The following is a 12425-nucleotide window of genomic DNA, read 5'->3' as shown; positions in this document are numbered from 1 at the left end:
GAGGTGGCGGTCTATCGCTTTTCCGTGGACTCCTGATCACCACTCGGTGACCGTGTCTCGACGGACCTCGACTTGGACTTGGACTTCGACCTGGGCGCCGCTGCTGCCGCGGCCTGCGCGGTCGGCCACTTGAGTTCGATCTCGAGTTCGACCTCGCCCTCGCCCACTTCCACCTCGACCTCGCTGCGCAGTTCGTCGGGAACGTGCATGCTCAGCACGCCCGACCCGAGCTCCAACTCGACGTCACCGCCGCTCATGAGCGCGGCCGCGAGTGCGGAGAGCAACTCGGCTGCCTCGGAGCGCGACAACGAGCCCTTCTGCTCGAACTTCAGGTCTTTCATGGGAAAGCCTCCCATCGGCTGCCAACAACCTATGCAGTCGAGTCTGCGCCCCCCGTGGGCCCTGGGCATCCGGTGACCGCGTGCGGCCCGGTGCGGCGCACTGCCGGTCGCTCGACTGGACGCCGCGAGTCGGGCAAGTTCCCATGGAGACGGGGCCGATCGATTCCCCGGCGGGTCCGCGTCGGACCCGCCGCGGCTCCGGGTCGTCTTGCACCTCGATCGTTCCGCCCCGGGTGCGGCCGACCCGACCACACGATCTGCGGAAAGCACCTTCGGTGACGTCTTCGAGGATTCTCGTATGAACGCCCGGCAGGATGAGCAGGCAGCGGTCCGGCATGCGGCGGCGCGGTTGAAATCCGCCTTTCCCTCCGTGGATCCGGCCACCGTCGACGCACACGTCGAGGCGGCCCACGACGCGCTGAGCGATGCCAGGATCCGGACCTACGTCCCGATCCTGGTCGAACGACGCGCCAGAACGATGATCAAGGACGGCGGCACGCCACCTGCACCACCGCCGGCGGACCCCGAGCCCCGGGCGCATGGGTCCACGGCCTGGCACCTCGAGGTTCGGTGAGCCGAAGGTGCACGTCGGGGTGTTGCAGGGCCGACAAGGGACTCCGGCCGATCCGGACGCGGGCGCGCGGGGTCTCGGGCTTCAGCCTCGGATGTCGAATTCCATGTAGTCCACGTCGGTGAGTTCGACCGCGTCCAGGTCGTCGGCTCGGGTGCCGCTTTCCTGGAAGTAGGACTGGTGGAGGCCGGCGGCGACAATGCGTTCGAGGTCGCGTTCGGGGGCGCCGGCGTGGTGGGCGGCGAACAGTTCCTGCGCGTGGGTGGGGGGCAGGGGCTGGGTGATGCGGCGCATGCGGGGGTCGTCGGTGGAGCCGGCGGAGGAGGAGAAGCCGAATCGGGCGCGGGTTTCGACGATCACGCCGCCGGTGGCGGCGGCGCGTTGTTCGGCGCGGCGGCGGACTCGGGGTTGCCACAGGCGGCGGACTTCGGCGTCGATTTTGGCGTTGACGGGGCGGGGTGGGGTTTTGCGGTCGCCCTTGAGGTAGCGCTCGACGGTGCGTTGACTGACGCCGAGGAGCGCGGCGACGGTGCGGGTGCGGCCCTGGTGCTTGCCGAGGAGGAAGCGGATGCGGGCCTTGGTGGATTGGGGGGGTTTGCGGGTGAGGACGTGTTGGGCGGCCTGGTCCAGGCCGTCGCCGATCTTGCCCATGTCGGGTTCCTATTCGCCTTCGGCGACGGCGTCGACGCCGTCCTTGATGTGGCGGGCGGGGTTTTGGTGTTCGGCCAACAGGTGCAGGGCCCATTCGAGGGGGCGGGTGCCCTCGTGTTTGACCATTCCGGGGCTGACGCCGAGGCGGAAGGCGCCGGGGATCGGCTTGCCGTCGGCGGTGCGCGGGAGGACGTCCAGCGGCGAGGGGCCGGCACAGGGGTAGACGGCGCAGTCGGAGAGGACGGCGATGGGGTACAGGTCGGCGGTGGTGGCGAGTTTGCGCATCTTGCGGTGCATGCCGACGCGGGCGTTGGCGATGACGGCGGCGCGGATGTCGGGGCGCCAGGTGGGGCGTTCCAGGGCGGGCCAGCGGTCGCCGGGGCGGTAGCGGGCGCCTTGGGGGCGTTCGCGGAGTTTGCCGATGCCGCCCTTGACGGTGGCCTTGATCGCGGCCAGGACGATCGCGCGGGCCGGGTCGACCTGCTTGTGCTCGGCCATGGCGGTCAGGAAGGCGGCGTCGGTGAGGGCGGGGGTGACCCCGAGGTCGGCCATGGTGGCGAGGTAGGCGTCGCGCAGGCGGGTGTACCAGGGGTCGAGGTAGGCGCCGTGGTCGGGGCGGATCCATGCCTCGAACGGGTCGATGACGGCGCCGAGTTCGGCCGCGTAGGCGACTGTGGGGGTGGCGTACCAGCCGGGGCCGGTGGGGCGCTCGCCGGTCGGGGTGAAGGGGCTGGGCAGGCGGGGGTCGAGCTCGATGGTGGAGAGGTCGATGTACCAGCAGCCGGGCAACTTCTTGTCGAAGGTGGGGGCGTCGATGTGGACCGGGGGGCCCAGGCCGACCGGCAGGCGGCTCGCGGCGGCGAGGAAGGCGGCGTTGACGTCGAGGCCGACCGCGTATTCGAGGTTGCCCTCGTCGTCGCCGACCAGGTGGAGGGGGCGGTGCCAGTCGTAGGCCTCCTCGACCAGGATGTCCGCGCCGCCTCGGGACTGCGCGACGGGGTGCTCGTCCGGGGCCTCCGGCGGCGCCGGGTCCACGGCGTCGGTCAGCGAACCGGCGACCGGGCCGGAGCGCCAGGTCCCGGTGGCGGGCTCCTTGACCGCCTGGGTGGGTGGGCGCAGTTCGGTCATCAGCGCCAGGCCGGCGACGGCGGTGGAGCCGCGGGGGGTGACCACGCGGGAGGCGTAGGTGCCCAGGAGTTCGGCGAGTCGCGGTGCGGGGAGGGTGGCGGCGTCGGCCCAGGAGCGGGTGTCGAGGGCGTCCCAGCCGAGGAAGGCGAACTGCACGCATTGGCGACGGCCGCCGTCGGCGGGGGGTCGGTAGACCTTGGTCCAGGGGGCGAAGCCGCGTCGGGTCAGGCGCCAGTCGTCCTTGGTGATCTGTTTGACGAGTTTGTGGTCCTCGGGCAGGCGCAGGTTGCGGCGGTCCTCCAGGTCGGCGGGCACGCCCAGGCGTTCGGCGGCGGCGGCGGTGACCACGATCAGGGGGTCGGCGTCGCGGCCGGCGCGGTGCAGGCGCTCCGCGCCCAGGCCGGCGTCCAGGGTCCAGGCGACCACGGCGGGCAGCGACTTCGCCGGGCAGGGCAGGGTGCGGCCGTCGGCCAGGTGGGCCACGAGCCGGGTCCGGTCGGTGTCGAGGACCGCGAGCGGGCCGGCCGGGAAGCGGGTGGTGTGCGTCGGGTCCGGGGCCGTGGTGTTCGGGTCCGCGGAGGGGCTGCTCGTGGCGGCCGGGGAGCGACGCGACGTGGCGCGCTTTGGTGCGGGCGCCGGGGCCGTCGGCGCAGCGGTGGGGGGCGTGGGCGCCGGGTGCGCCCATGGGGCGGCGGCGGAGGTGGCCGGGGCGGGGGTCGGGTCGGGCGCGGGAGGCGTGTCCGTGCCTGTCGTGGGGCCGGGCTCGGCGGGCCGGTCGGGTGTGGGTTCGACCGGGGGCGCCTTCGCCGGTTCGGCGGGGTCGGGGGCCGGGTCCCGGTCGGGGGTGGGATAGCGGTCGGCGAGGCCGTCCAGGAGTCGGGCGTACGCCTGGCGTTGTGGGGGGCGCGGGTCGCTGCGGCCGGCCTCCCAGGCCACCACCGTCACCCGCTGGACACCGAGCGCGTCGGCGACCTGCTGCTGGGTGAACCCGGCCGCCTTGCGCAGACGGGCGCGTTCCGCCGGCGACGGGAGATCGCTCCGGGCCTGGGCCAGCAGGGCGTCCACGGCATCGAACAGGGTCGGGGGGTCGGACTCGGACATGCTGCACCTCCAGCCCTGAGTTTATCATGGATCACACTTTGAATCCGACATCAAATTGACATTTCGGGGTGTTCGTCGGGTTCGAACCGGGGCGCGTCGGCCGGACACCGGGCAATGCGCCGGCACACCGGGGAGCGGCCGCCCGGCGCCCCTCGGCGGTCGTCGGCGGTCGGTGGCGGTCGGTGGCGGTCGGTGGCGGTCGGTGGAAATGATGGCGCAGAGCACGCGGGATACGACGCAGGCCACCGCCCCATCGGTCGTCCTCCGCATCGTCGCACTCCTGCGCCGTTGCCGGATTCCGCGCGGACAGGTGCCGAGCCCGGTGGTGGGCGAGAAGGCCGGCTGTCGCGGAACCCGGCTTCCTGCGGCGGGCGTTCACTCGGGGATGGTCGCGATTCGGGCCGGGGGCTCGTCGGGTCGGCACGAACGAGCACCGGCCGACGGCGTGCCGACGGCGCACCGGGCCCGGGGCCGAGCCCGGGCCCGGTGCGCCGACGGTGAGACCTGCCGCGGGGCGGCGGCGGTCAGTGGGTGGTGGCGGGTGCCGGTTCGATGTTGCGCAGGAAGGTTCGCTGGTCGGCGAGATAGCCGTCGGCGAACAGTGAGCGGGGGGCGAAGAGGGCCACGAGGGTGATCTTGAGTTCGGAGTCCTCGAGGTTCTTCTTGACCAGGTCGTGGGTGGCGTTCTTGTAGTGCTTGACCGTCAGGGCGCCGGCGGCGTCGAGCTCGCGGCGGTATCCGGCCTCCGTGTCGGCGACGTCCACGTTGACGTCGTGGTCGGGGAGGACGAGGAGCACCGGAACGCCGCGCAGTGCGGGCAGGTCGGCCGTGACGTCCGAGTTGTTGTTGCGGGAGACGAAGCCCCAGCGGGCCTCGCTCATCGCGCCTTCGGCGCCGACGGTCGCGATGTACCGCCGATGGTCGGCGTGTTCGGCGAGCAGTCGGCGAATCGTGTCGCTCTTCGCCACCTCCCGGTCGATCTCGGCGGGCGAGGCGCCCTTCTCGCGCAGTTCGGACAGCAGGTTGTAGCGGCCCTGGCGGAGCCAGTTGATCGCCGGCGAGACCCCGATGACGAAGCTGATCCGGGTCCGGGCGGCGACCTTCGGCATCACCCAGCCGCCCTGGCTGGCGCCCCACAGGCCGACCCGGCGGCCGTCGATGTCGCTACGCGCGCGGGCCCAGGCGATGGCGGCTGCGGCCTCGTCGGCCCGGTCGTCCATGGACTGCGTCAACCAGTTGCCGGGCGCTCCGGCGACGCCGGGCTTGTGCCAGGACAGCGACGCGTAGCCGGCCTTGGCGAAGGACTCCCAGATCGGCCGGTAGCCGTCGTCGTGGGTCGCGTTGGTCGGACCGTCCCCGTGGACGAACACGACGAGGCCGTGCGGTCCCTTGCCCTTGGGCTTGGCCAGGACGCCTTCGAGGGTGTGGCCGCCCTGGCTGATGGTGACCTTTTCCTCGTCGAGGTCGAAGGTGTTCTGCCACACCACGACGCCGCCGAGGGCCACGACGACGAACATCACGCCGGCCACCGACCAGGCCACGGCGCGGAACCAGCGGCGGCTGCGGAGGCGGGGCTTGGGCGTGGGCGTCCCGGCGGGCTCGGTGGGCTCGACGGCGGGGTCGACGGCGGGTCGGGTTCCGGGCGGGCGCTCGGGGCTGGGATGGGTCATCGGATACTCCCCCTTGGGTGATCGATACAAAAACTATCGCATGCGATACGATCGGTTTACAAACGAGAGATCAGCACGAGGGAGGGGCCGGAGGGGGAGCCCGATTTCCGTACCCTCATGGAGGCCGGCGCGCGGCGACGACGCGCCGATCCGTCATCACTACCGGGAGGCACAGATCACGTGACCGGCCAACCGCAGATCACACCCCGAGTCGAGGTCCCGACCCGCATGCTCGTACACGCGCTGATTCGCGCGGACGGCACCGTGGACGCAGGCGAGTTGTACTCGGTCGCCGGCACGCTCGACATGACCGACCAGCAGGTGCGCCTGTGCATCAAGCGACTCGTCGCCGAGGGCCGATTCACCCACGAGGGCCGGGGCCGCAAGGCGCTGTTGCGAACCACCGCCGACACCGAGCGTTCGATCACGCCGGACATCGACTTCCTGCGGTACGCCTACGAACAGGACGCCGGACGCGCGCCCTGGGACGGCACCTGGCACCTGGTCGCGTTCGCCGTGCCCGAGACCCGGCGGGTGGCTCGGGACACCTTGCGGGAAGTACTCGCGCGGCTCGGCGGCGCCCCCATCCAGGGCGGCCTGTACGTGAGCGCGAACGCGTGGGAGTCCTACGTGGAGGACGAGGTCCGGCGGCTCGACATCCTGGACGGCGTCACGTTCCTCGGCACGGACACGCTGCGGCGCGGCGACGAACGCGACCCCGTCGCACTCGTCGCCGCGCTCTGGCCGCTGGAGGCGATCGCGGCTCGGTACCACCGGCTCGTCGACGTCGCCCAGGCGCGCCTGGATCGGATCCGCGATCCGGCCGGGATCTCCACCCGGGAGGCACTCACCATCGCGGTCGAGATCGCCGCCGAGTTCACGCGCGCCATGGAGCCCGACCCGCTGCTGCCGCCGGAACTGTTGCCGCAGCCGTGGCCCGGCACCCGGGCCCGCGAACTCACGGCCCGCTGTTGGGCGTTGCTGCCGCGCGGCACGGGCGAGGCGGAGCCGAGGATCTACCAGCGCTACGACGGGGCGCTGAGCGACGCGATCCGGCGCGCCGGCGAGGATGCGCAACCGTAGTCGCCCTGCAAAGTTGAATGGTCGTTGGTTCAGCGGAAATCGAGGTGGTTGGGATGGACTGGGGAGTTCTGGCGGAGTTCGCGTTCGACCAGGTGGGCGGTGCGCAGAACACCGTGACACAGGTGGTGGACAACACCGCGGTCCCCGGGGAGGCGCCCGTCGTGGTGACCTCCGCACGCGGGCGCGACGAGTGGAGCAACGGCACGCTGGTGCTCACCACGCATCGTCTGGTGTACGCCAAGGAGGGCAAGCCCACCGTGGCGGTGCCGCTCGCGGGCGTCACCGATGTCGCCTTCGGCACGTCCCGACTCTCGGGCAACGTCGTGAAGGTGACCGCCATCAGCGGTGCGCACAGTTGGGAAAACGTGGCCGACGGACCGGCGTTCGTGGCGAGGCTGCGCGAGGCGGTGACCGGCGCCGCGCTCCGGGAACAGCAGGCGCCGCAGCCGGCGGCGCCATCGGCCGAGCCTGTGGCAGGGGGTGCCGGCGGTTCCGCGATATTGGACGGCCTCGAACGCCTCGCCACCCTGCATCGCGCCGGGGCACTGACCGACGAGGAGTTCACTGCGGCGAAGCGGCGGCTCATCGAGGGTTGAGAGCGCGGCGACCGGTCGACCGGGTCGCCCGGAACGAATGGGCCGGTCGCGGGAGTACGTGGCGGCCGAATGCGGATATCGCCGGGCCCGGGGAGGCCCGAAAGCGCGTGGACCGCCCGTGGGCACTCCCCCGGGCGGTCCACGCTTGCGTGCTTCCGGGCGGAACGGGCCCGGGTCGTTCGGCGGTGCTGCGTTACTCGGCGCCGGCGGCCTTGCGGTAGGTGGCCACGTGGACCCCGGTGCCGCTGGTAACGGTGGAGACGAGTTCGAAGGCGCGCAGCACGCCGTCGCTCGGGTAGATCGTCTTTCCGCCGCCGAGGAGTACCGGCATGATCATCAGGCGGAGTTCATCGGCGAGACCTTCGGCGATGAGGGTGCGGGCGAGCGAGGCGCTGCCGGTGACGACCAGGTCGCCGCCGGCGAGGTCCCGCAGCTTGGTGATCTGTTCCAATGCCTGGTCGCCCGGTATGCGGATGGTGTTGTTCCAGGTCAGATCGTCGTCGGTGAGCGTGTTGGTCACGACGTACTTGGTGATGTTGTTCATGTGGTCGGCGAACGGGTCGCCCGCGCGCTCCGGCCAGGCAGCGGCCATGGTCTGCCAGGTGCTGCGGCCGAACAACATGGCCCCGGTGGTGACGCTCCACTCGGCCAGGGCCTTGCCCATGACGGCCGGGTCGAAGTAGGGATGCGTCCAACCACCGTGGGCGAAGCCGCCGTCGGTGTCCTCCTCCGGGCCGCCCGGTGCCTGTACGACGCCGTCGAGGCTGACGAATTCGGCGATTACGATACGCATTCGGACATCTCGCTGTTCTTCTCGTGATTGCGAAAGCGGGGTTGTCGAGGCGGTGGCACGGGTGCGACACACCGCGCCGTCTCCGGAATTCGTCGCCCCGGGACGTTCTGCTTTTCCGACGCGACAAACGCTAGGATGCATTTACTCCAGCGTCAATCGATCAAGGCCCATATTTCATTGAAATAGCAGGTCAGGGAGTTGGAATTGTTGCAATGAATATGACGTCCCCCGGCTCGTATATTGCAATGACCTACCGTTGCAAGGAGACTGGTTCGACCGAGAGAACGCACGGACCCCAGGAGCGAACAGCCATGCCCGGAGGCAGACTCACCCGCCAGGAACGCCAACAGATCGCCGCAGGACTGGCCGAAGGGCTCTCCTACAGCGGCATCGCCAAGCGCCTGGAACGGCCGACCTCGACGGTCGTCCGCGAAGTGATGCGCAACGCGGGCCCGCTCGACTACCGCGCGGACCACGCCCACCGGGCCACCCAACGGCGGGCCCGCCGCGGTGCGGTCGCCCCCGACTCGCCCGGCAGGTCGGCCGCCGCGGGATACCCGCAGGACGTACGGGAGTTCGCGGTGCGCTTCGCCGCGCTCCTGAACAACCTGGGAATCCCGCGCATGCCGGCCCGCGTGCTCGGCTGCCTGTACACCAGCGACAGCGGCAGCCTCACCGCGGCGGAACTGGTCCTGCACCTGCGGGTCAGCCCGGCCTCCGTCTCCAAGGCGGTCGCCTACCTGGAAGGGCAGTTGTTCGTACGGCGGGAACGCGACGAGGAGTTGCGCCGGGACAGGTACGTGATCGACGACGACGTCTGGTATCGCGCGCTCGTCGCCAGCGTCCGGACCAACACCGCCGTCGCACAGGCCGCGCGCGACGGGGCGGAGATCCTGGGCGAACAGACCCCGGCCGGCCGCCGCCTCGACGACATGGGGGTCTTCCTCGACCGGGTGGTGCGGGACCTGGTCCGGTCGGCCGAACATTGGCGCTCGGCCCGATGAGTGCGGGTCGGCGCGTTGACGCCATGAGGGCCGGCACGGCCTCGGGGGAAGATCCCGGAACACGACAACTCCCGGCAAGGGTGCGGGTGTTCTGCGAGTGGTATCGCTGTGCCGCTCGGCCCCGGGGTGGTTGGGTCAGTGGACTCGGCAGACCCGGAAGCCGATGCCGGCCGTGCGGAGTCGGTCGATGAGCGCGTCGCCCATCGCCGCCGCCGGTGTGACCTGTCCCGAGGTCTCGGGCAGGTGGTCCAGCGCCAGGCACAGGGCCGCCTCGCCGAGCATCTTCGCGGTCTCGTCGTAACCCGGGTCGCCGCCCGAGACCTCGGTGAACGCCTGTTGTCCCCCGCCCGCTCCGACGAACCGGACCCGGAACCAACTACGGCCTCGTTGCTGTTCGTTCGGCCCGCGACCCGGCGCGTACCGGCTCGTCAACCAGGAGCGCACGGGAGGGATCTGCGCGGCGGCCACCAGGGCCGCCGCCCCGATCGGTGCCGCGAGCGCCATCGGCAGGGTCTGCACCGACGCGTAGTGCCGGTAACGGAAGTCGGGGCCGTACCGCTCCAGCGCGGCGGCCGAACGCCCCACCACGATCGGGTCGATCGTGGGCAGCGGCAACGCCCACGCGCCCGTCTCCCGGCTGAACCGCGGTGCGCCCGGCGCGATGCGGACCCGGCGCCCGGCGAGCCCGGGTTCGTGCCGTCGCCGCTCCCGCGCGGCGGCCGTCGCCTGGAGCCCGCGACCGATGACGGACAGGGCCGAGGCGAACGTCCCTCCCGAGATCCCCGCCCGGGTCCGAACGAAGCCGTCGACGGACAACGGCACGTCCTTCGGCAGTTGTCGGACGGTGAAGAACACGCCCAGGTCGTGCGGCAGCGAATCGAAACCGCAGGAATGCACGATCCGCGCACCCGTCTCCTGCGCCCGGCCCGCGTGCCGCACGAACATCCGGTCGACGAACTCGGGTTCACCGGTGAGATCGGCGTAGTCCGTACCGGCCTCCGCGCACGCGGCGACCAGCTCCTCCCCGTACCAGCCGTACGGGCCCACCGTCGACGCCACCACCCGCGTGGACTGTGCCAACGCGCGCATCGTCGCCGGATCGCCGGCGTCCGCGACCACGATCGCGAGATCGGCCGCCCGGTCCGGGAAGGACTCGGCCAGGTCGGCCCGCAAGACCTCCAGCTTCTTCGGGTCACGCCCCGCGAGCGCCAAGCGGCAACCGTGCGGCGCGTGCGCCGACAGGTACCGGGCGGTGAGCCGGCCGACGAACCCCGTCGCGCCGAACAGCGCGACGTCGTAGGGCCGTTGACTGTTCGGGTTGTGGCGCATTCGGGCTTCTCCAGGTGTGGTTGCGGCGACTCGTCGGCCGGACGGGCGTGCCGGCCACGGCTCGGCCGGCCGTTTCATCCGACTCGGTCATGCCTCCCCGGTGCGCGGGGTCCTGCAACGTCGGTTCGCGGTTCGAGACGCCGCCGAGTTTGGACTTGCGAGTCCAATTTTGTCGCTGCACAGTGGCAGCGCGCCCCGGACGACCGGGCGTGCGAGTTCATCCGAAGAACCGAACGATGGAGTGGACCATGTCTATGCGGCTTGAGGGCCGGACCGCCCTGGTGACCGGATCGACCAGCAATATCGGGCGTGCGATCGCGGAGGCCTTCGCCGCCGAGGGAGCGTATGTCGTCGTCTCCGGCCGCAGCGCCGAGCGTGGCCGGGAGGTGGTCGACGGCATCCGCGGCCTGGGCGGTCGCGCCGAATTCGTGCGGGCCGACCTGGACGGAAGCGCGGCCGCCTCGCGGGCACTGGCCCGGGAGGCGACGCGGGTGCTCGGTGGGCGCATCGACGTCCTGGTCAACAACGCCGGCATCTACCCCGGCGACACCACGGCGGCCACCGACGAGAGCACCTTCGACCGGGTCTACGCGGTCAACGTCAAGGCCCCGTTCTTCCTGACCGCTGCCGTCGCGCCCGCCATGGTGGAGGCCGGCGGTGGAACGATCGTCAACCTGGGCTCGTGGATCGCACGATTGGGCATTCCGGTCGGCGCCCTCTACAGCTCCACCAAGGGGGCCATGGAGACCCTGACCCGGGCCTGGGCGGCGGAGTTCGGGCCGCAGGGTGTGCGGGTGAACGCGATCTCTCCCGGGGTGGTGCTCACGCCCACGCCCGGAGAGGTGCACCCCGGCGAGGTCATGATGAAGGGCACTCCCGCCGGACGGATGGGCACCCCCGACGCGATCGCGAACGCCGCCGTGTACCTGGCCGGCGCCGAGTCCTCGTTCGTGCACGGGATCGTGCTCGACGTCGACGGCGGGCGCACCGGTGCCGCCGTCATCGCCGGCTGACGCGAGGGCGGGAGCCGGGAGCCGGGGGCTCGACGAGGGGGCCGGTCACGCCGCTGCGCGGCCCACGTGGCGCAGGTCCGCGATGCCTTGATCGAGGGCGGCGCGCAAGTGTGTGGACCGGCCGGTCGACAACAGGATCGACACGCCCCCCTGGATCGCGGCCAGCAGCGCCGCGGCCCGTACGTCCACGTCGAGTTCGGCGGGAAGCGCGCCGGTCGCCTGGAGCGCCCGGATGCCCGCCGCCAGGCTTTCCTGCCAGCGGCGCAACAACTCGATCACGATGGCCCGCGCCCCGGGGGTCGAGCGCCCGACCTGATGGAACAGCGAACCGAGCGGGCACTGGTCCCCCTGGGCTTCGTAGCGTTCGATCACCACGTCCCGCCACTGCTCCCAGGACTCCCACGAGTCGAGGCGGCCGAGATACGGCTGCTGGTCCTCCAGGACCCGGTCCGCCTCGAACTGGGCCACCGCCACGAGCAGTTCGTCCTTGCCGCTCGGGAAGTAGTGGAAGAGCTGGCTCTTGCTGGTGCCGGTCCGCGCCATGATGTCGTCGAGCGTCGCCGCCACGACGCCCTTCTCCCGCAGTACCGCCGCCGCACCCTCGACGATCCGACTGCGCGTGGCCTGCCCCTTCGCCGTCAACTTCCCGGGCATGCGCCGCCTCCTCGTAATGGACCGAACAGTCCACTCTACTGTGTATCGGCACGAGGTGGACGGCGGGGCGTGGGCGGCGGGGCGCGGGCGGCGGGCGTGGGCGGCGGGGCGCGGGCGGCGGGCGTGAGGGCGGGCGCGGGGCCGGCGGCGGGCGGGGCGGAAACCGGATGGCGGGGGCAGCCCGGCACGGATGGTGGGCGACGAGCGGGCGGGTGGTCGTCGGACGGCCCGGCGCGAGCAGCGAGCGGCGAACGGCGAGCGGCGAGCAGCGCGGAAGGCGGGCGGTGTGGCGCGGGGCGAGGCCGCCGGCATGGTGAATCGCAAGCGTCGCGGGCGGCCCGGCGCGAGCGGCGGATGAGCGAGCGCCGCGCCACACAGGCATCACGGACGGCAGGCGGCGGGCGGCGAGCAAAGCGGGCCGCGCGAGTGTGGTGGCGCGGCGCGGGCGGTGGGCGGCGTGGGACCGGAGGCGCGGCCGCGTGGATGGCGCG

At 71.9% G+C, this 12425-nt stretch carries 12 protein-coding genes; 5 read left to right on the top strand and 7 right to left on the bottom strand.

Annotated elements, in window-relative coordinates:
• Positions 1-11: 11 nt before the first annotated feature.
• Positions 12-341, bottom strand: coding sequence for an amphi-Trp domain-containing protein (locus tag ACH4U8_RS43600; protein WP_395784027.1), 330 nt, complete (start codon positions 339-341; stop codon positions 12-14).
• A 298-nt stretch (positions 342-639) separates the two neighbouring features.
• Between ACH4U8_RS43600 and ACH4U8_RS43595 the strand changes: the two genes are divergently transcribed.
• Complete coding sequence (locus ACH4U8_RS43595) at positions 640-915, top strand: three-helix bundle dimerization domain-containing protein (RefSeq protein ID WP_395784025.1); 276 nt, start codon at positions 640-642, stop codon at positions 913-915.
• Positions 916-996: 81 nt separating this feature from the next.
• Here ACH4U8_RS43595 and tpg read toward each other — a convergent pair whose 3' ends face one another.
• The 3 genes from tpg to ACH4U8_RS43580 form a co-directional block, all read right to left on the bottom strand.
• Positions 997-1563 (bottom strand): telomere-protecting terminal protein Tpg, encoded by a 567-nt coding sequence (gene tpg / locus ACH4U8_RS43590; protein ID WP_395784023.1) that lies wholly within the window; start codon positions 1561-1563, stop codon positions 997-999.
• Between the two features lie 9 nt (positions 1564-1572).
• A complete protein-coding gene (gene tap / locus ACH4U8_RS43585) occupies positions 1573-3792 on the bottom strand; it encodes a telomere-associated protein Tap (protein WP_395784021.1) in 2220 nt (739 codons plus the stop codon).
• 524 nt (positions 3793-4316) lie between these two features.
• Entirely contained in the window at positions 4317-5462 is a 1146-nt protein-coding gene (locus ACH4U8_RS43580; RefSeq protein WP_395784019.1) for an alpha/beta hydrolase family protein, read from the bottom strand.
• 228 nt (positions 5463-5690) lie between these two features.
• Between ACH4U8_RS43580 and ACH4U8_RS43575 the strand changes: the two genes are divergently transcribed.
• On the top strand, positions 5691-6545 hold the full coding sequence (locus tag ACH4U8_RS43575) for a PaaX family transcriptional regulator C-terminal domain-containing protein (RefSeq protein WP_379992098.1): 855 nt from the start codon (positions 5691-5693) through the stop codon (positions 6543-6545).
• Between the two features lie 53 nt (positions 6546-6598).
• Positions 6599-7141, top strand: a complete 543-nt coding sequence (locus ACH4U8_RS43570) for an SHOCT domain-containing protein (RefSeq protein ID WP_395784017.1) — start codon at positions 6599-6601, stop codon at positions 7139-7141.
• Positions 7142-7334: 193 nt separating this feature from the next.
• On the opposite strand, the gene ACH4U8_RS43565 is transcribed toward ACH4U8_RS43570, so the two are convergent.
• The gene (locus ACH4U8_RS43565; RefSeq protein ID WP_395784015.1) at positions 7335-7934 is read right to left on the bottom strand and encodes a dihydrofolate reductase family protein; all 600 of its coding nucleotides are present in this window, start codon (positions 7932-7934) and stop codon (positions 7335-7337) included.
• A gap of 311 nt (positions 7935-8245) precedes the next feature.
• Between ACH4U8_RS43565 and ACH4U8_RS43560 the strand changes: the two genes are divergently transcribed.
• Positions 8246-8938, top strand: coding sequence for a helix-turn-helix domain-containing protein (locus tag ACH4U8_RS43560; protein ID WP_395784013.1), 693 nt, complete (start codon positions 8246-8248; stop codon positions 8936-8938).
• A gap of 135 nt (positions 8939-9073) precedes the next feature.
• On the opposite strand, the gene ACH4U8_RS43555 is transcribed toward ACH4U8_RS43560, so the two are convergent.
• The gene (locus ACH4U8_RS43555) at positions 9074-10267 is read right to left on the bottom strand and encodes a saccharopine dehydrogenase family protein (RefSeq protein ID WP_395784011.1); all 1194 of its coding nucleotides are present in this window, start codon (positions 10265-10267) and stop codon (positions 9074-9076) included.
• A gap of 248 nt (positions 10268-10515) precedes the next feature.
• Between ACH4U8_RS43555 and ACH4U8_RS43550 the strand changes: the two genes are divergently transcribed.
• Positions 10516-11280: an SDR family NAD(P)-dependent oxidoreductase gene (locus ACH4U8_RS43550; RefSeq protein ID WP_379991860.1), complete on the top strand. Its 765-nt coding sequence runs from the start codon at positions 10516-10518 to the stop codon at positions 11278-11280.
• Between the two features lie 45 nt (positions 11281-11325).
• On the opposite strand, the gene ACH4U8_RS43545 is transcribed toward ACH4U8_RS43550, so the two are convergent.
• On the bottom strand, positions 11326-11934 hold the full coding sequence (locus tag ACH4U8_RS43545; RefSeq protein WP_395784009.1) for a TetR/AcrR family transcriptional regulator: 609 nt from the start codon (positions 11932-11934) through the stop codon (positions 11326-11328).
• Positions 11935-12425 lie beyond the last annotated feature (491 nt).

The organism is Embleya sp. NPDC020886, from assembly GCF_044333915.1.
GTDB lineage: Bacteria > Actinomycetota > Actinomycetes > Streptomycetales > Streptomycetaceae > Embleya.
The sequence above is the reverse complement of the archived record's forward strand: the minus strand, read 5'-3'. Positions and strand labels throughout refer to the sequence as shown.